Below are 18920 nucleotides of genomic sequence, written 5' to 3'. Positions count from 1 at the left end.
TCCGGTTACGGATATTTGAATATTACGTAGGTATGGGACGGGCACAGTTTATTGATAACGCACTCGGCAACAGTATCGCCCCAGTAACGAATGGGCGTTTCGCAATTGTCTGAGCAGGTCATCCAGGTGGCGTCCGTTGAAGCTGGCATATTTACCTGCCAGTAATAACGCCATTCAGTTGAATAGGTCGCATCCATACACGACGACGTACATTTGAAAGGTCCCTTGTTATAGCGCGTGATAGTGGCGCCGGGCTTCCCCAGAGCGGCCAGTTGACGAAGATAGAAATCTTCGTTGATTCCTCCGGTAAGATTAACTTTTGCGTCCAGCCGTTGCTGTCGCTGCCGTAACGTCTGTGTTCCTGATGGTATGCATTCATCAGGCAGACCGCAGCACCGCTCCCATCGGTCAATAAGTTCTGTTGTGGTACGCGGATCAAGCTCCTGCATGAGTTCATCAGCACGCTGATGCACCCTGAGCAAAGAAGGCGCTACGCCACTTATTGCAACATCGTCAACTGACCATGCAGGTCCGGGTGGAAGCAGCGCACTCAGTAACTGGACATAATCATCATTACTCACGCCCACGTTATTACCCCCAGTACAGCCAGTTCATTTTTTGCAACTGGCGTATCAACTGTTGGAGAAAGTAGCTTATGGCTGTACTCACCGGCAGCTATAGAAATCGCCTCGTTTGTACGGGAAAGCTCAAGCGTCCCTTCCGGATAGCCGTCACGCAGCAGGAATGAACGAAGCTCGGCCTCAACTGCGGCGCGTATTTCAGGAGTATCCGGGTTCAGGTCAATGGTGTAGTTGACCGTTTTTGGCGTCCCCTTAAATACATAGAGGTCTGAACCCGCTACGGGCGCCAACGGTTCAATATGTGCCTGAGCCGCAGCAACTGTTGCATCATCAAGAATCGGGTTAATCAGGTCGCTACTGGCAATCATAACGCCGACCGTTCCCGTCCCCATCCAGTGCCGGTAAGTCCACGCGCGTGTTACGCCGGGCACTTCTTTTGCCCAGACAACATAATCTCCGTCAGCGCCGCCTTGCGGGGTCCAGTAGTAGCGTTCCAGGACACGGGCACGCCAGACATCAAGGTCTTCAATATCAAAACCGCCAGTGACCGTATCGGCCATGCCGCCGGAAGGAAGTCCGTTAACCGGCGTAACCAGTGAGAGCGCCTCACCATCATCCATGTTTCCGGTCATACCTGTCATGCTGCAGACAACGGGTACACGAAGCACGCCACCGGCACTTGTTGCGTCTGCCTGAACGATGTACTGGACGAAATCGTCACGCTGAATTACCGAGCCGGCGCTCACCTTCAGCCCGTTCGTTACGCCATCCCAGCGCATAAAACCAGATGCGGCCACGGCATCTTTTCTCGGGCATCGCTTCATAGCAGCATGCCGATAAAGCCATGACTCATCGCACAGGTCAGGCAGCATATTCATCGCCAGATAATCGATATAGCCATAAACCGTATGCAGCGCCCCGGCATAAACCTTGGCCCTGACATCTTCATCCATGCGGCGAAGCTCATCATTGATGTCAAGGCGTGCAAAAAGGTCTGTGCGGATCATGCTGATGTTTTCGGCCAATGTTGGCCGCTGAAATTCACTGTCCGCCATTGGTGATTACACTCCACAGATCGTTAAAAGAAATCGTTACCGGACCATCCCGTCGCCAGAGAACAATCTTATTCCCCAGTTCATTAATACCGGTTCGCTGGATATCAATGTCGATACGAGATACCACACCGTCATCCAGCATCCATTGAAGAGCTTCACGCAGATAGTTGCGCACGGTATTCACCAGGGCGTTCGTGAGCTTGCTCCGCTGGAGTAGCCACAATTTCGAACCATAACGGTCGTTCGCGACAACCGGCCAGGTATCGCCCCACCACCCCATCGGAACATCAGCTTTATCATCAGGATCGGCGCGGCGGTGGGTGAATAAAGAAATCACTACAGCGCGGGTGAGCGGATCAAGCTGAGAACCGGCGCTTACCCGTTTCCCATTTACCGTAAGCCAGAGTTCCATCACACCTCCATTTGTTTATCAGGTGTATCGGTGTTATTGCCCTGCCCGTTTTCTCTGTGTTTATGCCCGTTATAAGCAACACGCATCGCCCACATTGTCTGGCCAGAAGTATCACAGAGGTCTTTGATCTGGCCCGTTGACTCAATATCCATTTCAAAGCGGGCTTTAGGCGCGTTTTTAAACGTAATCACCTTGCCACCACCATCAACAACAATCCCGGCGCGTGTCAGCGTGACTGACTGCCCCTGGTCATCGTAGAGAGCAACCTCCCCCGTTTTGAGCCCCTTCATGCGATAGCGACGATCAGACACGGTGATCGCAACGGCGTGAGAACGGTCACCATCAGGAAACAAAACAACAGCCTCAGCCCCCGCTTGTGCACGAGAAGTGAAGCCATAGGGTTCAAGGTGCTCAATACCCGCCTTTTGCTGCCCAGCCAGTAACTCAACATCTATCATCTGGCACTTGGAAGCTGCGTTGATACTCTTCACAACAGCGCGTCCAATGAGTCCCAGAACCTGTCTCTGAAGGCTTTGCATTACTCCCATTAGAACGTGTCCTCTTTGACTTTGCGTTTTTTAGCACGCTTCTGACTGCTCTCTTCGGGCTCAGGAAGATAGGCATCCGGCGGCCCGACGCGTAACTCTGTCAGGGTGCCGTTATTGTCTTTAGTGAATGAGACTTCAGAGATGAGGAGTTCGCGGTTGTTGAAGCCGCAGATCGGATCGAAAACAATAACCCGCTGGTTTGGCTGCCACAGAGAACCATCCCCCTGTCGCCAGCCCCACACCGTGTACGTGGCTTCATCGGTACGTGCAGCGCGTTGTCGCGCCTCGAATTCGGCGCGCGCAATACAACTGGCGCCAGTGGACTGCCCTGTTTGTTGTACTGCCATAGGGCGGTAACGGCCAATTGAGGCATCTGTTGTTTTTGCACGAAGAGCCGTCGTGGTAGCAGCACCAAAATCATCATCATTTCCGGCGCGCTGACCAGAAACCTGATAAGTGGAAAAACGTTCACGAATACTTTTTTCGGTATCACAGGAAATAACGTTTTTTCCCAGCACCAGAGCTGTATGAGCGCGCGTGGTACCAATGCCGCCGATTACCAGCCTTCCACGCGGATCGTCGTAGGCCAGCGCCTGCTGCTGTCCAAGCATCTTGTTCAGGACTTCAATAACCGTTTCACCGTGGTCGGGTTGCACGCCGGGTATAACACCACCCGGCGCGCCAGCGTTTATCACCGCAATGCCAAAAGGTCTGGCAAGCGCCGAGGCAACCTGAACGAGTGATTGCCCATTGAATTGAGTCGGCTCAGCAGCACAATCAATCAGATCGGCGGTCAGACTACGCCCGCTAATTCCGACACTAATTGATCGCGCATCATAGCGAACCGGCGTTGCTTCAACCCAACCGGTAACCACCAAGTCAGCACCGATTAGAACTTCAACCTTGTCGCCGTTTTTAACCCTGGGCTGAAGTGACGCAACACCATCACCACCGGGCCACTGGCGGGTAATCTCTACACTAAAATCTCGGGCCAAACGCTCAATCCCGCAACCAATACGAATTGACGTCCAGCCCCCCCACTCACGACCGTTAACACGGAGAGTCACGTTATCGTTCATCGTACAGGAACCCTCAGCGGAGCTACCGGCACAAAGCCCGGGTGAGCCACAGCATTGCGCCTGACAATGTCAGACTCCCGTGAAGCGTTATCGAACCAGGTTGCCGCCAGAACCAGTGCAGGAGTTACCTCATCAGGCGTTCTGATAACGGTCTTTTGGGTCTGTATCAGGCGGTGTTTTATGTCGTTGTTAAGGTCAGACTTCACTCTGCGCAAAGCCAGAAACAAACGATCATCGGTCGTGCGGGATAGTTCTTTATCAATAGCAGTATTCAGCGTGTCACGGATATCGACCAGATCATCCCATGTAGGCACGTCGACAACTGTCGCTTCATCAGGAGCATTATTCAGCTCAGGATGAGTAACAGAAGGCCAGCCAGTGGACTGCTGGCTTTGCTCGCTTGTCGTGACAACTGGAGCAGGTAACGTCGTGACAGCATAAGCCGCTTCGCTTATTGCTGTTGTGCGAACCGCGCCGGCAACATAATTACTTTGCTGTTTCTGGCTCTGCGTCGTCTTGCTGTCCGTTTTCCATACGCCACGCGGTGCCAGATCACTCCCCATGGAGATACCTGAAAAGTTTTTAATCATTGTGAACAGGTCGCTGACATTACCAGAGAGCCGATTCCCCGAACGCCACATTGCCTGCAACTGGTCAACGAAGCCCTTGCCTGAAGATGGCGGCGGGAGCAGAACAGAGATATCCCCCTGCATTAGCCGTGCGGCGGCGGAAATACCAGAATCGACCATCGCCATTTTGTCAGAGACATAGCCCAGCATGCTGGTCGCATCGTCAATCACACCGCTCTGTACAAAATCAGGCATTCCGTCCATGCCAAACTGGTCAAAGTTATCGCTGATGCAGTCATCAAGAGCAGAGCAGGAAGAAACCAGCGTGTTAGCCGTCGCGGTACCTGATGTCGGATAAGTAAGTTCACCAGCCTCAACGAAACGAAGATCAAAGCGCACCATGCGCCCTTCACTGCTCGATGAACTCACGTTAATTTCGCCATCGACGCAAACGCTCATCTCGCCATATGCTGGATGGATAAGGGTCCCCGGCCCCGGCTTATTGAGAGCCTCAATCAGTCTGTCACGTTGCTCGTAGCAGTCATCCCCGATGACATAGGCAGAAAATTTAGGTCTTGAAGTTGCTTTGCCCAGGTCTTCCGTATAGGGCTTATTACGGTTCACAAATTCGTGTGTTTCGACGCGCCGCCCAGCGGTTAGACTCTCGTCTTCAGTTTTGAACGGAACGCCACGAAACGACGCATCCACCAGCCGATCTTTCCACGCCATAGTAACTCCGGGCATAAAAAAACCCGCCGAAGCGGGTTTTATCTCTACGAAATAAAACGAATCATTTACAACTCATTGAATATCAGTCATGAACCATGCGTAATTATTTTGAGAATCATCAAAAATAACCGATGTTGTCACATCTGACAGCTTTAATGTAAGTTGCTTCCCATTTGGAATACCTATTCCATCAGCCTGAATCACTGGGGTACCACCTAAGTAAGCACCTGCAAAACCTGATTTAATATCATGCCCGGTATCATTAACCAAAGTAATAAAAATAGAAACATCTGATGGGTTAAACCCTCCAGCTATAGATGGTTTATTTTTTACTTGATTCAATTTTTTCTTTAAATCTGCTCCAACTTCAAAGTAAGCAAATTTCTTTTCGTTATAAAGAACTCTCAACTGTGCCGGGTTGTCTTTTATTTTGCTGTCAGGGCCATATGCCAATGGAACTGTGAATAAAGCAAAGCTGTCGAGTTTCTTTTTAAAACACTCTTTGAACTCGCTTCCAGAAAATAAAGATGCAATTTGGTTCTTTGCATCGATTAGTCCTTGAGATGGCTGCCGAGAATCCTCATAGCTATCACAAGAAGGCACCTCTAGGTAAAGCTCCGCTGTAGAAGTTTTTATGTCTTGACCTGTCAGTCCTGACATTGGAATCAATGAGCCAAGTTCAATCTTACATCCAGATAGCGCTAAAACAGCCGCTACCACAGCGGCCTGTAAAAGCATTTTTTTTGCCATTCCAGTATCTCCTGTGTCTATTTATTTCCAACAGTAACATGAAGCACCGTTGTACACACCGTCAATACAAGAATTACCCGCCCATGCCGAACCGTCCGATTCTGGTATATCCAACATCATGGTTTACATCAATTCCAGATGATCGAGATTCAGTCACCTTCATCCCTGGAGGTGCATTTTCAAACTGGACTGTCACCGTACTCTTGGGGTTGGCAGAGGTTCCCTTCTTAATCTGGTAGGGGTTATACCCAGTGCTTGCCACTCCGGAACCATAAGCACCGTAACCGCCAGCGCTCCACTGCGCAGCGTTAGCAGCAGCAACAGTGTCACTGGCTCCATCAGAGAACCATTCAATAATAGGTTTGAGCTTGTTCCACATATCCTGGAACCACTTAACAACTGGCCCCCAGTTATTGATGATCAATCCTAGTGGTGTCCAACCAAAGACTGTTTTCATCAACTCCCATCCGACTTGGAAATATGGCCCAATCTTATCCCACATTTCTTTAAACCACGGGCCTACCGTACTCCAGTTGGCAATGATATAACCTGCGGCTATTGCAATAAGTCTGAACAATATCCCCCACGGGGACATTGATATAGTCTTACTCACCAGACCTAAAGCAAAGTTAACTCCCATAAACCCAAGCTTTAAAGCAGCAAGACCAGCAACAAGGCCGACTACTCCCCTGATTACATCAGGATTTTTCTCGGCAAAGTTAGAAAATTTTTCCCCGAGGTCACCAAGCCAATTAACAATCTGTTTAGTGTCCGATGAAAAAGCACCACCTATAGCTGCGAGTCCATTTGTGGCCGTCCCTGTCATCGCCTCCCATAGGTTGGTAAGAGTTCCCAGCTGGGCCTGAACTCGATTATTCAGGCTGGCCTGTTTATTCATTTTTTGCTGGATCTGATCGTAGCCGTCTTTACCTTTGTCGATCAGGGCATTCACAACCTGCAGGGTTTCAGCATCATCGCCAAAGAGAGTTTTCAGTACTGAAGTTTTATCCGTATCTGTCAGCTTTCGGAGCTTGGCCAACTGGCTGAACATTTTGTCCAGACCACCAAAACCTCCTTTTCCGTCCGTAAAGTCTAGCCGAATACGTTGTTTCCTCAATCCTTTGTTAGTCGCTCTGACTTTTTTAAGATCAAGGCCAGATTGAATGACTTTTCGAAGGGCGTTACCGGCTGACTCTCCCTGCATACCCATCTGGTCCATCATGACGCTGATCGGAGCAAGTCCCTGAGCGGCTTTCAATCCGTCCTTATTAACCATCTTCAGAACTGAGCTGGTCTTTGTGAAGAACGACAGCATGTTGGTATCATCAACCCCCAGATAGAATGCCTTCTGGATAGTATCGAATAATCCCATCATGTCATCTGATGCGGTCCCAGTTGCGTCCTGCATTTTTGCGGCGAATTCTGCCGCTGCTTCAGGTGTTTTTTTAAGCTGTACAGCAAGGTATGCAGTCGCTTTGCCTACCCCACCCAGAATGTTTTCTGCCGGAATACCCTGTCGAACAAGCATCTGCATCATGTTCTGAAAATCAGCAGTCGTGCCAGGTAACTGATTCCCAAGCCCAACAGCCAGTTTGTTTATTTTTTCAAAACTATTGCCGACTTCTCCGTTCGCCTGCATCATCGCGACCTTCAGCCCTGTAGCCGCATTCTCCTGATCCGCATAGGCTTTCAGCGATACAGTCAATCCAGCAGCCAAACCACCAGCCAGCGCTAATCCTCCCTTTGAAGCTTCCTCTGCCTGGCGCTTGAAACCACGGATGTTCTTCTGCATACGTGAAAGCGCAGGAGATAGTTTATCAACGCCAGTAATCAGGGCCTTGAGCTCAAATTCAGCCATTGCCTTTCTTCTCCTGCTCTATTCTGTTTGCCTGACTGACCAGCAGCGGAATCTCACTGATTGGCATTTTCAGCAATTCAAATGGATTAATGCGCCAGTAACTGGCGCAGTCAAAAAAGCAATTAGTGAGATAATCGGCAGTCAGGCCTGGAGGAAAAAACCTGCAACCAGCCAACCAGCACTATTCAGGTCGCCGGGTTTCATCTGATCTACCGTGCTCAGCGGTACATTTGCCAGCCGGACAATGTACTTCGCGATAATATGCGCCTGCAGTTTGATGGATTCGTCCTGATTCATCTGGTACGGATAACCAAGTTCACGAACGTCTTTACCAGTCGGCTCGTTAAACTCCAGGACGCTGATCGTTTCTCCATGCGCGGTTACTGGATGGTTCAGTTCAAGTTCTTTCATTACTGGTAATCCCCTTCTTCACCGTGGAATTCAAGATCCGCCGTACCTTCTTCGGCATTGTGGTTTGCCTCACCGTGCAGCCAGGCAGACGACAAGACATAAACCTGACCATTTGCCAGTTCGGCGGTAATAGTCATCTGGTCCGAGGTGGTGACCTTGTTGACCGGAAAATCTTTCGGCACTTTGAAGGTGCCTTTGATATACGGCGAGCGGTGCGTTTCTTTACGATCTACCGAGCCATCAAGGCCAATAACATCATCATTGACCTTAGTGTTCATCGGTACCTCAATACCGCCGGTCATGGATAATTGCTGACCATCAATTTTGAAATAACAAGTACCTGCAATGCGCGGCATTATGCGGACTCCTCTTGATACTGAAGGCGGAACTGGTTAACGACCGCAAACACTCGCAGCTGGTTAACGTAGTCAGGCGGGAACAGGGTGTTGATACGGTTTGGGTTTGTCGCATCACGTTCAACCTTCAGGTATTGCTTGAACAGGTCGTAATTTTCTACGATCCCGGCGCGTTCCATTTGGCGATAGGTTGCCAGAAGCTCACCTTTGATTACCGCCGGAGTAACAATCGCCTGGCCGGGGCCAAAACGGGTACCGTCGTTTGCCAGTTTATGGCGCCCATATTTACTGGTGATAACCGATTTCAGCCTGCGCAAGACATAAGCGCTGGTATGCAGCGTCTCGCTGTCGAGATAGCTGTTGTCTGCAACACCATAGGCGTTTTTCTTGTACGTTGTAACGTCGCGCTGAATGCGCAGCGTGCCGCTTTCAACGTATGAGGTTGCAATCCCATGTGACAGCAGAGACTGCTGCTCGGTCATCGTGAAGCGCTTCCCTTTTGGCGCTGGTAGCATGTCCACGAGTTCACCTGTCTGGGTTGGGCGCGCCGGATCATTGCGGATAAATACCGCATTGCGCGCGGTACGACTGGCCGCTAGCTCATCTGCCGGAGTCTGCGTTTCTTTCTCGTAGCCCGCCAGAGTAATGTGCTGCTGGTTAAGCTGATCCCCTGCGGCAACCAGCTCAGAGAGCGTTCCGAGTTTCGAGGTATAAACGTGGCCATACAGCTGGCGCGCGTAGCTCCAGCGACCGCTGGTATCGTTCATTTCGCTGACAAATGCATTAACCGAGGCCAAATCATTGAACGGGTGGCCAATATAATCAAACGGCTCATCAGCCATAGCGGCAATAGCGCCATTGAGTAACGGAGCCCCCGTTCCGGCAGCGCCAGCAGCGACGGCTACCGCTATGCCTGCAGGCAACACTTCACCACCACCGTAACCGTAATAATTCAGAACGACAGGGATTTCATTCCCGCTCAGACCTTTGTGACGTGCTGTCAGCGTGACCACGCCAGCAGCAGACGAAGCGATAACCGGCAACATAGGATCAGCATTGATTGCATCTTTGATGCTTGATGCCACAGCCTCAACATCATCACCGCTTACAACTGCTGCCTGAATACGAGTACGCCCGACATAAACATTCACCATGCCGCTCTCAGTTGCTGCGCCAGTTACGGTCAGGGTATACGTGGCCGCCACTCCTGCCGCTGGCTCAGGGACAGCAATGATGTATAGCTCACCAAAAGGATCGGTTTTACGATACGCAGCAACCATGCGTGCAAGCTGACTACCGGGACCACAAATTTGCTTTGCGTAATCAGCGGACGGCATCAGCACCAGTGAATCAGGCTGAATTGACGCACCTGTATTCGCATGGCCCAGCAGCAATGATGGCGCTGACTCCTGACTTGTATTTGCCGCCGAATTATCCATCTCAGCATAAAACAGTGGCACCAGCGTATTTGCCGGGATAGTGCTGAAACTAACGGTCATTGGTTTCCACCTTTTTCTGTTTAACTTTGTTCACGCGCCTGATATCGCCAGCGGCTTCCCGGCGCAGCCAGTAGCTGCTTTCTTCAACATTTCGCCCTTCAACAGGCAAAAGGTCGCCTCGGGCAGGGTCATGTACTGACCGCCCGTTTTTGGGTTTTACAAACATGGGTTTCCTCAGGAGGGAAGAGTTATCTCTGTGTGATGCTCGGGCTCCCCATCGGGGCCATGTCCCGGATCGATAAAATCAACATCAATCGCCAGCGTTTTAAAATCATCCAGATCGTTCAGCTCGTCCTGCTGACGAGTGTCATCTTCTGAAAGCTCTTTCAACACAGAGAAATCGAACTGGTAGCTCAGTTCATGCCGGTTCACATCAAGCAGCGTGCCGCCTGCATAGGTGATCGGGTTTCCTCGCTCTTCAGGATTCCAGCCCAAGAGCGCTTTAAACAGTGACTGTCGTACATCGTGAACAACATCATATGAGGCAAACTGACCGCGCTCATCCCGACCATTGCTGACAAACACAATGACGGAAAACCCTTCGGTTAAATCCTGCCAGTAGTCAGCCTGGCTCTTCTGCTCCCCTGGCGAATCATCTCCAGGAACAACATAAGCCGCCGGCAGTTTCATCTTCCCGACTTCCGGCAAGTCCTTAAACTGCGCAGCACCCGCCACACGATTCTGAAATTCCGGGCAACGCGCCCGTAGTGCTGCAATAATCGGGGCCAGTTTCATCAGCGTCGCCTCTCCGGTTTGAGTGATAGCCGCAGTTCACGCGCCAGGTAGTAGCGCGTCCACGGGTTATTTTTGTTGAGTGTCTCAACCATAAAATTGTTACGCGGTGCCAGCCGCCAGCCACTACCACCAGAAGCGCCACGGTGATGACTGCGCCGACGTTTTGCGCCACCGCGCACACCGTAGAAGAGAAATGCCGGGTAAAAATCGCCGGTGATGAGCCGGTTACCCTGCCCGTTCCTCTGGTTCGGTGCGATTCGAGCCATAAAACCTGGTCGTTTAGCACTGGCTTTAGGCACCATGTAACCGATGGATTTAGCCAGGCGGCCTGTCTGGTAACCGGGGTTTTCACCAGGTTCAGAACGGCCACGGCGCATCACCAGACGGCGTGCGTCGCGCATATGGCGCTGGCCGATGGTGACAAAGGCACGCCGAACGCGCGCGCGGTTGAAACGCATTTCGTTCGGCTGCTGAAAATCAACGTGTAAAAAGGGTTCCGCCACTGGAATTCCCTCCGGTATTTTCTGTAAATAAACCCAGTTCGGTGCACTCAAGAAGCAGAAACCGTCGTTTACTGTTTAGATCACGAACACGCTTCACGCGATACACCTCTTCCCCCTTCGCCACCTCAAAATCGCTGGTAATTCCGCGGCGCCAGCGGATGGTGATGTAATGCGTGATCACGTTGTCAGTCTGAGCCGTTTCCTGGTATGTCGTCGCGCTGGTCTGGATTACCTTAGCCCAGACCGGAAATACCACCGGATATTCAGATTCGGTACCAAAATCAGCAGAAGGGACATCAACCCGTTTTCTGAGTATCACCCGTTTATCAAGCTCACCCGGATCGGGCAGCAGGTATGTCGCACTTGTTTGCGCCTGTCTCAGTTTCATAATGGGATGAACCGATAAGGGCCGACGAGCCAGTTGAAAGACTGGGGCATTTCCGTTTTTTCCACTTCAGATACCGATGAGCGGTTCTCATAAAAATGAGTAGCTAGAAGCAGCATCCCCAGCCGAATATCCTCAGTAAGAACCAACCCGTCAGGATCGTTATCTGGAACGCCGGTATTTTCGTCATAGAGGGTTCGGTTGAGAAAACTCTCCGTCCTGGACTGTACCGCGCTCCCGATCAACTTCAGCAGTTCATCCTCGTCGGTGTAGTCGTCCTCCAGCCGCAGCTGGATCTTAATTTCGCTCAGAGTCAGCAGCATAAATATCCCTATGCCCGCCTGAAGACGGGCACAAAAAAACCGCTAACGCGGCATCAGGAGACAGCAGAAATATTGATTACGGTGCTTTACCCACCAGCGCTTTGATGGCCGCGGTATCTTCCAGCACGCAATCGAAGCGGTGGAAAGCAAGGAATGCGGTCTGATCATACTCCGCATAACGCTCTACCAGACGCTTCAGGGTCATGTAGGAAACGCGGCGAACAATGAAGCGATTGAAATCACCCAGGAAAATAAATTTCTTACTCGCTGCAGCGGCATCAATTGCCTGATCAATTACATAGGGAATGCCCAGAACGGTTGCCGGAGAGCCACCAACAACATCTGGGAGCCACAGTGGGCGCTTCTGATCATCCACCATTTCTTCGATTACCTGAAGCGTTCCGTCATTAAATGCCCAACGAAATTTTGGACCACCGCGATATGCCGGATCAATCGCGTGTTTCAGGCTATTCATTTCCTGCCAGGTGAATGCTGCGGCCGCCGCCGCAGAAACAGTCCCGGTTACTGAAGCCGCCAGCCCTTTTGGCTGCAGTGGTGTGCCAGCACCCGTGCCCTGCACCAGATATTTAGCTTCGCCGCGGCCAATACGTTGTGCAATGCGCCCCGCAAGGTATGATTCGATATCTACGCCGCTGTCCTGCAGTAGTTCGTTAGATACGCGGATAATTTTGGATGACAACTTCTTAGCACCCAGGATCGCGGTACCGAACGTCACATCACCTTCACTGGCCGCGTTGTTTTCTGCGAGCAGTTCGCCTTCTTCAGCAGTACCGTCAGAAGTTGACCAGGTAATATCCTGACCGTTTGAGGTATTAAGAATTTGCGCAACGCTCACGATTCCGCCGTAGGCTTTCATTGAATCAATGATGGTATTACGCATCTGAGTTGGGACGGTATAGCCACCTTTATCATCAGGTGTGGTTCCCTGAGCACGCAGTTCTTTAATTGCCTGACGCTCTTCAGCGGTCAGTTCAGCAAATCCGTTACGCAGGAAGCGGTCAAACGCAGCGGCGCGGCGTTCATCAGCCTGTTTTTCCGGTGTAGTCTGCTGGGCGCGCAGTTCCGGCTCCTGATCGTCAACATAAGTCTGATCCTGGCGTCGAAGTTCTTCCTCACGCCCGATACGCTCATCCAGCGCCTGCAATTGACTGCGGGCATCATTCCATTTTTTATTCTGCTCTTCAGACCAGACAGTATTTTCCGGAATGCTGTCGTGCAGGGCGCGCATCTCTGCGGCAATGGTGTTACGTTTCTGCTTCAGTTCGTGCAATTTCATGGATTTTCCTTACGCGTTAAGAAGAGTCAGCAGGCGCTCACGCGCCATTCGTTGAGTGATGGCGGTCTGTAGCGCACCGCTGTCGCGCGCCTCCTGCCAGGCTTTCATGGATCGGATGCCAGAATCAGCCTCCTGGTAGGCCGGATAGGTCACCGGACTGACGTCAAAGAGGCGTGAAAAACGATTAATTTCGCGAATGACTATCCCTTCGTCGTCCTGATACCAGTTCTCACCATCGTGCGCTACGCGGAAAGCAAAAGACGACTGGTTGATATCACCGCGCATCATCGGGGCCAGTACCAAATCGCGAATGGTCTGAGTATCCGGCGCCGCGATGTCATAGCGCAGGCCTTTATCATCGACATTCACGTTTAACGTTCCTGACGAACTACGCCCCAGAATAAAGTTCGGGTCATGGTTAAATAACCCCCGGATATCGTCGCCAAGCACGTCATCGAAAGCGCCTGGTTTGATAATTTCGCGAAACCCCCAGAGGGGTTCTGAGCGACTGTTAAACACCGAGCCGTAACCGATAATTCGCGTGGGCTGCTCGCCCTGCTGCTCGGCACGGACCTCACCGCTGTAACAGCGAGTCTCGCGATCACTCATCGGTTTTATCCTCTTCGGTTTTGGTTTTGTTTTTCTTGAAATCGTCTGCAGGGTTAGCGGCATTAACGCTGACAAGCATTTCGTCCAGCCCATCGACCGGGTTCATATCTTCAAAAGCACGGGCTTCATTGCGGCTCATCCAGCCATCGGTGATCGCGAAGTGATAGAACTGCGCGCGCTCCTGCGGTGTACCGCGCAACAACCCAGTAAGGTTAAAGCGAACGTAATAACCTGCTGCCAGTTCTGCCCGTGTAAACAGCCGACGGTTAAGCTCCTGCTCCCAGTTCGTCACCCAGGGCATCATTGAGTAACGAACAAACTGAATGGCCTGTTGTGTTATGTTGCTGAAGGTGGCTTTTTCGAGGTCGTTAATCATGTGTGCCGGTACGTTGAAAATCCCGGCTATCATTGAGCGATTTAGCTTGGACATGTCGATGATCTGCGCGTCAATTGGCGATACAGTCAATGCCCTGTAATCCAGATCCGCAGGCAGCAGCATGGTTTTGTTTTCCTGGCTCCGTAGCGCCAGCGCGGCTTTTTGCCAAACCTTTTTGAGCCGTTCCCATCCTTCGCTTTTAATTTCCCCCTTCACCGTGACGATGCCAGCAGGCCTTGCATTCCCACTAAAGAAGCTCTCCGTATACTTCTGACCGCTCATGCCCATACCGATTGTTTCAGCATGCTGCATCACTGGACTAAGCCCCATTTTCTGGTTATTACCCAGCGCGCGAATGTGAACCATATCGTCAGGGCTGATGGCGAAAGCGCCTTCTTCGTTGTAAACCCCATAAGTGTAACGACCACCGGTATTAATCAGGGTCGTTTCCCATGGCATGCAGCAATCCAGTGCAGTTACTTCGCCGCGGCGGTTGCGTTTCACCCAGGTGTACCCATTCCCCCAGCCGAGGATGTGGCGTTGCTTCAGCTCGCGCCATTTGTAACTGGTCTGCCAGGTGTTTGGCTCATCATGAACCAGATAAAACGCAGGGTGATCCCGTGCGGGTTCAACCTTACCATTGTGCTTACGCATAACATGCAGTGGCATCTGGGCAAGGTTGGAAGACAATACATAGATACAGGCATACACCGCCGCCAGTTTCATCGCAGTCTCAGGACTGACATAAACATCTGCCCGGAACAACCCATCAGTATCAACAGCATCCCCGGTAATCGGGGTGGAAGGATTTTCCAGTGACTCACTTCTGAACATAGCATCAAGCAGCACGCGTCCCCCTTCTGGCTATAGCCAGGGCGCCGACCAGCAGGAGTCCGCCGGAGAACATGAGAGCCGGGGCCAGACCAAACTGCAGGTAAAACCCAGACGTGAGCAGGCCGAAACCGGCCATACCGATAACATCAGCAATAAGTGATTTCATAGAATTAAGAGATCATCGTCCGGATCAAGAGATGAGAGGAAATCGCCAGGCTCTTTAAGCATTGCCCGTCCGATCGCCATTATCAGCGCCACCGCGCCGTCGATTTTATTTTCGTTCTGCTCCTTGATAGGCTTCACAACATCATCGTTCCCCGGCAGATATTTCCCCACCACGTTGCTGATACACCAGCTCATTATCGGGTTGCCGTCGTGATGAAAACGCCCAGACTCAATGGCTGCTTCCAGCTCTTTCATTGGGTCTGACATATTGGTGTAGTTCTGAACGATAGTGATCGGATTAAGACTTTCATCAGCCAGATCATGTGAAAGCCCCGTCGCGCCGAATGGGTCAATCGGTGACTCACTGACCGGGTTGAGTTTGTTTGCCGCTTTGGCCTCTTCAAGGATGTAGCGGTAATCCACTTCAGCGCCATCAGTAACTGTAAGCAGTTCCATTTCAACCCATTTCTGAAATCGCTCCGCAGTACGACGATCTTCGTTCTTTTCAACACTGAATACTGTGTCGTAGGGAACCCAGAAGCGGGGAGCAACGCTGTAGTAATGTGTCTTGCCGTCAATTTCCCTGGTGAACAACCGCGCCATACTGTTCATATCCAGCTTGCGCGCCAGGTCAAAAGCCAGAACACATGGTTGACCTTCGAACATTTCCAAGGTCAGGGTTTTATCTTCGCAGTTCTGCCAGGATACCAGGTTGAAGAAAGCTGCTCGGGCAGCAACCCAGATATTGAGATGCTTGGTTTTGAACACGCCAGCCTGGCGAGCATTATTGATAGCACGCTGTTGCTGGCTTAACAGAAAGTCGCGGTAGACTGAGACACCCATATTCGGGTTGGCTTTCTCAAGCACCTTTGGATCAGTCCAGTCGTCACCTTCATCAACCGTATAGATCACGCCAAACAACTCGTCGTTGGGTACCGTGCCGTTTAGCATTTCAATCACTTCACGTCGTTTGTCGTAGCATGGACCTTCGATGTTGTAACCTGCTGTGGTGATCGCCCACATCAGCGGTTGTCGCCGCGCCCCCATACCAGTCAGCATTGTGGTGTAGAGCGAATCTGTTGGGTGTTCGTGATACTCGTCAACAATCGCACAGTGCGGTGAAGCGCCGTCCCCAGGGTTACCAATCAGCGGCTCAAAACGCGCGCCATCTTCTGGCCGGTTCAGGTTGGATGCATTAACTTCGATCCCGAACGCTTCCACCAGCAGCGGTGTGCGCTTACACATCAGACGAGCGGGCCTGAATACTTCCCACGCCTGCTTTTCAGTTGTGGCCCCGGAATATACTTCAGCGCCAAACTCGTTATCACAGGTAAAACAGTACAGCGCCACACCCGCCGAAATGGCCGATTTCCCGTTTTTACGCGGTATCTCCGTGTAAACCTCGCGAAATCGACGAAGCTTCGATCCTTTCTGGACCCAGCCAAAGGCGCAGCACACAATAAACAGTTGCCATGCCTCCAGGGTGATCGGCATCCGCTTGAATGCCCACTCTCCTTTTGTATGTGGCAACAGCTGGATAAATTTCGCAGCCTTTTCTGCCATGTCTTTATCGAAGCGGTAACGAAATTTCTTACTCTTTTCAGCCGCCATGTCATCGATATGACGCTGACAGGCCTGAATGACAAACTGGCACGCCGGAATTTTCCCCCGCACAACGTTGCGGGCGTATTGATTCGCGGCGTTTACGTTGGGGTACGATTTCCGGCTCATGAGTTGATCATCTTCAGGAATGGGTTAGAGGTTTTCTTCTGTCCGGCAAGGCCAATCAGTCGCTGACGACTGCTGGGGTCAAGGCCAAGCATGGAGCCGGTAGAACTCATCTCCGATTCCTGCTCTTTCTTTGCGGTTAGCTCAGGGTTTTTTATCTTCCCCCCCATAGCACCAGTGATAGACAGCCCGTCTCTGGCGATATTTTTAACCGCCCTGCGCCAGAACTCGTAGGCAACACACCAGCGCTCAAGTACGGCAAGATCGGTAACACAGAGTAGCCCCTGTCCACATAATTCTTTCGTGGTCAGTTCCCACATGACGGCCGCCATTGGCAGACCTTCATCCTCAGAAAACCAGTCAGGTGGTGCCACGCCTTTAATCGGTGTGAATACAGGTTCCTCTTTATTCAGGGCTCGTTTGCCGGGGTTCCCTGCCAGCTCCTTGCGCGCCGTTGGCTTGGGGCGACGCCCGGAACGCCCCGCCGTTCCAGCCATAAGCGACACTCCTGGTTAAATTTCATTTTTCGCGGGTATAAAAATACGAGGAGGCGGGCAGTCCGGAAGGCGCGCGGTTGCAGAGATTTGACCTCCCCCCTCCCCTGGCTGATGATGACATCAATTCTCACTTGAGACGCTCACGCGCGGTCTTCGCTGCGTGACACGACCAGCACAGGCTTTCAAGGTTGCTGTCTTCATCAGTACCGCCGTGGGCCTTCGCCATGACGTGGTCCACACAGGACGCCTGCTTCACGACTCCCTTCCGAAGATGGTTCTGACACAGCCCTTTGTCGCGCTTAAGTATCCGCTCCCGGATGACTTCCCACTTCGTCCCGTAGCCACGCTGGTGACGGGATTGCCCTGGCTTATAGGACTTCCAGCCTTCACCTTTGTGATTTTCACAGTAGCCTGCTGGATCGGTTGTCGTGTTGCGACAACCTCGCACTCTACAAGCCTTTGGTGTACGTGGTGGCATATTAAGGCCCCTTAACTAATATCACTATTTCCAGCAAAGTTAGGCGATTCACCAATCTATGCTGCTATGCCTGATTGTTATAATCATCTACTCTATGTATGTTTAACTTACCGATATAAGAGGACTTTTATTATGCTTTCAGAAATTGTTGACCGTTTAATCACTCTCACTAAGGATCGCGAGCCTTCTGTTGTCATTGCAGCTGCATTGGCTCTAGGCGAAGGGGCCCCAGACACAAGTGACGTTGTTGAACGTCTTATGGATCTTACACAGAGCCATGAACCATCAATAAGAAGTGCTGGAGCGACTGCTCTGGGTCGTTTATATCGCCGTCGCAGATAATACAGATAGTTAAATTTGTGATGTGATAGGACGAATAAGAGAACCTCTCTTTAACAAGGTTCTCTTGTGTTAAAAATCCCCGCTATTGCCAGGCTGCGATGTAGAACTAGCGAATTTTAGTACGCAGAAACAAAGTAAAGATCTACTTTAATTAGTTCATCTAAATGCCTGATGAAATAATCTTGATTTTTCTTCCCTTGAGTATATTGATTATATGCCGACATAATATTGGCCCATAATTTTTCAACATCTGTATCTTTAAATAACTTTTCCGTAGCAAACCAATATCTAGCACACATTTGCATAGAATCTTCTAACTTTTCAAATTCTTTTGCCAGACCTTTAAAAGCGTTTATTTGCTCATCTAGAAGCTTAGTTGTTCTCAGCTCATTTCCACTATAAAGAAGATTTCTTCCGATCCTAAGTTGTACTGGATCGATTTCATCAGGTTGCCAAAGGGTTACGAACTTAAGTTCTAACAATGCCATTTTAAAATCTTTCTTAGATTTCAAAACCTCTTGGTGTCTCCAAGTGTTTAAAGCAGTTTTTGCAAAAAATAAGGTTATCATTGACACAATGGCAGAAACGGTTGTCCCTATCATTGAAAACAAGGCAATTTTATCAGCTGTTGACATGATCCCTCCGTAAGTGACGGGATACTCTAGCATTATCACAGGCACTCAGTGAATGCCTGATGTAATGCCAATTCAGTCGAGCTTAAGTGTTTGGTTGATCCAGAGAATTCAAGCAGTCTAGTACACTAGACTGCTGCTTCTACATGCTGTGCAAGCTTTAGGCACT

24 protein-coding genes are annotated in these 18920 nt (G+C 50.9%); all 24 read right to left on the bottom strand.

What is annotated here, in order from left to right; translation table 11 throughout:
* Window positions 1–5: 5 nt before the first annotated feature.
* Window positions 6–587: a YmfQ family protein gene (locus HV352_RS07260; protein ID WP_075849392.1), complete on the bottom strand. Its 582-nt coding sequence runs from the start codon at window positions 585–587 to the stop codon at window positions 6–8.
* On the bottom strand, window positions 578–1636 hold the full coding sequence (locus HV352_RS07255) for a baseplate J/gp47 family protein (protein ID WP_181634509.1): 1059 nt from the start codon (window positions 1634–1636) through the stop codon (window positions 578–580). Before HV352_RS07255 ends, HV352_RS07260 begins: the two co-directional genes overlap by 10 nt.
* Complete coding sequence (locus HV352_RS07250) at window positions 1623–2048, bottom strand: phage GP46 family protein (protein WP_181634508.1); 426 nt, start codon at window positions 2046–2048, stop codon at window positions 1623–1625. The genes HV352_RS07255 and HV352_RS07250 overlap by 14 nt, the downstream gene beginning before the upstream one ends.
* Window positions 2048–2596: a phage baseplate assembly protein V gene (locus HV352_RS07245; RefSeq protein WP_181634507.1), complete on the bottom strand. Its 549-nt coding sequence runs from the start codon at window positions 2594–2596 to the stop codon at window positions 2048–2050. Before HV352_RS07245 ends, HV352_RS07250 begins: the two co-directional genes overlap by 1 nt.
* Entirely contained in the window at window positions 2596–3675 is a 1080-nt protein-coding gene (locus tag HV352_RS07240; RefSeq protein WP_181634506.1) for a phage baseplate assembly protein, read from the bottom strand. Before HV352_RS07240 ends, HV352_RS07245 begins: the two co-directional genes overlap by 1 nt.
* Window positions 3672–4973: a DNA circularization N-terminal domain-containing protein gene (locus HV352_RS07235; RefSeq protein WP_181634505.1), complete on the bottom strand. Its 1302-nt coding sequence runs from the start codon at window positions 4971–4973 to the stop codon at window positions 3672–3674. The genes HV352_RS07240 and HV352_RS07235 overlap by 4 nt, the downstream gene beginning before the upstream one ends.
* Window positions 4974–5045: 72 nt before the next feature.
* The gene (locus tag HV352_RS07230) at window positions 5046–5723 is read right to left on the bottom strand and encodes a hypothetical protein (RefSeq protein WP_181634504.1); all 678 of its coding nucleotides are present in this window, start codon (window positions 5721–5723) and stop codon (window positions 5046–5048) included.
* A gap of 73 nt (window positions 5724–5796) precedes the next feature.
* On the bottom strand, window positions 5797–7581 hold the full coding sequence (locus HV352_RS07225; protein WP_181634503.1) for a phage tail tape measure protein: 1785 nt from the start codon (window positions 7579–7581) through the stop codon (window positions 5797–5799).
* 141 nt (window positions 7582–7722) lie between these two features.
* Entirely contained in the window at window positions 7723–7992 is a 270-nt protein-coding gene (locus tag HV352_RS07220) for a phage tail assembly protein (RefSeq protein WP_005120659.1), read from the bottom strand.
* A complete protein-coding gene (locus tag HV352_RS07215) occupies window positions 7992–8348 on the bottom strand; it encodes a phage tail tube protein (protein ID WP_181634502.1) in 357 nt (118 codons plus the stop codon). Before HV352_RS07215 ends, HV352_RS07220 begins: the two co-directional genes overlap by 1 nt.
* Window positions 8348–9847 (bottom strand): phage tail sheath subtilisin-like domain-containing protein, encoded by a 1500-nt coding sequence (locus tag HV352_RS07210; RefSeq protein ID WP_181634501.1) that lies wholly within the window; start codon window positions 9845–9847, stop codon window positions 8348–8350. The genes HV352_RS07215 and HV352_RS07210 overlap by 1 nt, the downstream gene beginning before the upstream one ends.
* Window positions 9837–10013 carry a DUF2635 domain-containing protein gene (locus tag HV352_RS07205; RefSeq protein ID WP_181634500.1) on the bottom strand — a complete coding sequence of 59 codons (177 nt, stop codon included), beginning with the start codon at window positions 10011–10013 and terminating at the stop codon, window positions 9837–9839. The genes HV352_RS07210 and HV352_RS07205 overlap by 11 nt, the downstream gene beginning before the upstream one ends.
* Window positions 10014–10021: 8 nt before the next feature.
* The gene (locus tag HV352_RS07200; protein ID WP_181634499.1) at window positions 10022–10582 is read right to left on the bottom strand and encodes a hypothetical protein; all 561 of its coding nucleotides are present in this window, start codon (window positions 10580–10582) and stop codon (window positions 10022–10024) included.
* Window positions 10582–11085, bottom strand: coding sequence for a hypothetical protein (locus HV352_RS07195; RefSeq protein ID WP_101701330.1), 504 nt, complete (start codon window positions 11083–11085; stop codon window positions 10582–10584). The genes HV352_RS07200 and HV352_RS07195 overlap by 1 nt, the downstream gene beginning before the upstream one ends.
* The gene (locus HV352_RS07190; protein WP_101701331.1) at window positions 11060–11473 is read right to left on the bottom strand and encodes a phage head closure protein; all 414 of its coding nucleotides are present in this window, start codon (window positions 11471–11473) and stop codon (window positions 11060–11062) included. The genes HV352_RS07195 and HV352_RS07190 overlap by 26 nt, the downstream gene beginning before the upstream one ends.
* Complete coding sequence (locus tag HV352_RS07185) at window positions 11470–11793, bottom strand: head-tail connector protein (protein WP_101701332.1); 324 nt, start codon at window positions 11791–11793, stop codon at window positions 11470–11472. Before HV352_RS07185 ends, HV352_RS07190 begins: the two co-directional genes overlap by 4 nt.
* 76 nt (window positions 11794–11869) lie before the next feature.
* A complete protein-coding gene (locus HV352_RS07180; RefSeq protein ID WP_101701333.1) occupies window positions 11870–13090 on the bottom strand; it encodes a phage major capsid protein in 1221 nt (406 codons plus the stop codon).
* Window positions 13091–13099: 9 nt separating this feature from the next.
* Window positions 13100–13699: an HK97 family phage prohead protease gene (locus HV352_RS07175; protein WP_101701334.1), complete on the bottom strand. Its 600-nt coding sequence runs from the start codon at window positions 13697–13699 to the stop codon at window positions 13100–13102.
* Window positions 13692–14924, bottom strand: a complete 1233-nt coding sequence (locus tag HV352_RS07170; RefSeq protein WP_101701335.1) for a phage portal protein — start codon at window positions 14922–14924, stop codon at window positions 13692–13694. Before HV352_RS07170 ends, HV352_RS07175 begins: the two co-directional genes overlap by 8 nt.
* A complete protein-coding gene (locus HV352_RS07165; RefSeq protein WP_046671243.1) occupies window positions 14914–15075 on the bottom strand; it encodes a hypothetical protein in 162 nt (53 codons plus the stop codon). The genes HV352_RS07170 and HV352_RS07165 overlap by 11 nt, the downstream gene beginning before the upstream one ends.
* Entirely contained in the window at window positions 15072–16805 is a 1734-nt protein-coding gene (locus tag HV352_RS07160; protein ID WP_131445660.1) for a terminase large subunit, read from the bottom strand. The genes HV352_RS07165 and HV352_RS07160 overlap by 4 nt, the downstream gene beginning before the upstream one ends.
* A complete protein-coding gene (locus tag HV352_RS07155) occupies window positions 16802–17299 on the bottom strand; it encodes a phage terminase small subunit P27 family (RefSeq protein ID WP_075848475.1) in 498 nt (165 codons plus the stop codon). Before HV352_RS07155 ends, HV352_RS07160 begins: the two co-directional genes overlap by 4 nt.
* A 127-nt stretch (window positions 17300–17426) precedes the next feature.
* Window positions 17427–17777, bottom strand: a complete 351-nt coding sequence (locus tag HV352_RS07150) for an HNH endonuclease signature motif containing protein (protein ID WP_181634498.1) — start codon at window positions 17775–17777, stop codon at window positions 17427–17429.
* Window positions 17778–18235: 458 nt separating this feature from the next.
* Window positions 18236–18754 carry a hypothetical protein gene (locus HV352_RS07145; protein WP_181634497.1) on the bottom strand — a complete coding sequence of 173 codons (519 nt, stop codon included), beginning with the start codon at window positions 18752–18754 and terminating at the stop codon, window positions 18236–18238.
* Window positions 18755–18920: the final 166 nt, after the last annotated feature.

It is taken from the genome of Citrobacter sp. RHBSTW-01044 (assembly GCF_013781945.1).
GTDB classification, from domain to species: Bacteria; Pseudomonadota; Gammaproteobacteria; order Enterobacterales; family Enterobacteriaceae; genus Citrobacter; species Citrobacter braakii.
This window is presented reverse-complemented; position numbering and strand designations above follow the sequence as displayed.

Bases quoted from the DNA above. Each gene is read 5' to 3' on its own strand.
- HV352_RS07255 (WP_181634509.1), bottom strand. From the start codon at position 1,636: ATGGCGGACAGTGAATTTCAGCGGCCAACATTGGCCGAAAACATCAGC.
- HV352_RS07250 (WP_181634508.1), bottom strand. From the start codon at position 2,048: ATGGAACTCTGGCTTACGGTAAATGGGAAACGGGTAAGCGCCGGTTCT.
- HV352_RS07245 (WP_181634507.1), bottom strand. From the start codon at position 2,596: ATGGGAGTAATGCAAAGCCTTCAGAGACAGGTTCTGGGACTCATTGGA.
- HV352_RS07240 (WP_181634506.1), bottom strand. From the start codon at position 3,675: ATGAACGATAACGTGACTCTCCGTGTTAACGGTCGTGAGTGGGGGGGC.
- HV352_RS07235 (WP_181634505.1), bottom strand. From the start codon at position 4,973: ATGGCGTGGAAAGATCGGCTGGTGGATGCGTCGTTTCGTGGCGTTCCG.
- HV352_RS07230 (WP_181634504.1), bottom strand. From the start codon at position 5,723: ATGGCAAAAAAAATGCTTTTACAGGCCGCTGTGGTAGCGGCTGTTTTA.
- HV352_RS07225 (WP_181634503.1), bottom strand. From the start codon at position 7,581: ATGGCTGAATTTGAGCTCAAGGCCCTGATTACTGGCGTTGATAAACTA.
- HV352_RS07220 (WP_005120659.1), bottom strand. From the start codon at position 7,992: ATGAAAGAACTTGAACTGAACCATCCAGTAACCGCGCATGGAGAAACG.
- HV352_RS07215 (WP_181634502.1), bottom strand. From the start codon at position 8,348: ATGCCGCGCATTGCAGGTACTTGTTATTTCAAAATTGATGGTCAGCAA.
- HV352_RS07210 (WP_181634501.1), bottom strand. From the start codon at position 9,847: ATGACCGTTAGTTTCAGCACTATCCCGGCAAATACGCTGGTGCCACTG.
- HV352_RS07205 (WP_181634500.1), bottom strand. From the start codon at position 10,013: ATGTTTGTAAAACCCAAAAACGGGCGGTCAGTACATGACCCTGCCCGA.
- HV352_RS07200 (WP_181634499.1), bottom strand. From the start codon at position 10,582: ATGAAACTGGCCCCGATTATTGCAGCACTACGGGCGCGTTGCCCGGAA.
- HV352_RS07190 (WP_101701331.1), bottom strand. From the start codon at position 11,473: ATGAAACTGAGACAGGCGCAAACAAGTGCGACATACCTGCTGCCCGAT.
- HV352_RS07185 (WP_101701332.1), bottom strand. From the start codon at position 11,793: ATGCTGCTGACTCTGAGCGAAATTAAGATCCAGCTGCGGCTGGAGGAC.
- HV352_RS07180 (WP_101701333.1), bottom strand. From the start codon at position 13,090: ATGAAATTGCACGAACTGAAGCAGAAACGTAACACCATTGCCGCAGAG.
- HV352_RS07175 (WP_101701334.1), bottom strand. From the start codon at position 13,699: ATGAGTGATCGCGAGACTCGCTGTTACAGCGGTGAGGTCCGTGCCGAG.
- HV352_RS07165 (WP_046671243.1), bottom strand. From the start codon at position 15,075: ATGAAATCACTTATTGCTGATGTTATCGGTATGGCCGGTTTCGGCCTG.
- HV352_RS07160 (WP_131445660.1), bottom strand. From the start codon at position 16,805: ATGAGCCGGAAATCGTACCCCAACGTAAACGCCGCGAATCAATACGCC.
- HV352_RS07155 (WP_075848475.1), bottom strand. From the start codon at position 17,299: ATGGCTGGAACGGCGGGGCGTTCCGGGCGTCGCCCCAAGCCAACGGCG.
- HV352_RS07150 (WP_181634498.1), bottom strand. From the start codon at position 17,777: ATGCCACCACGTACACCAAAGGCTTGTAGAGTGCGAGGTTGTCGCAAC.
- HV352_RS07145 (WP_181634497.1), bottom strand. From the start codon at position 18,754: ATGTCAACAGCTGATAAAATTGCCTTGTTTTCAATGATAGGGACAACC.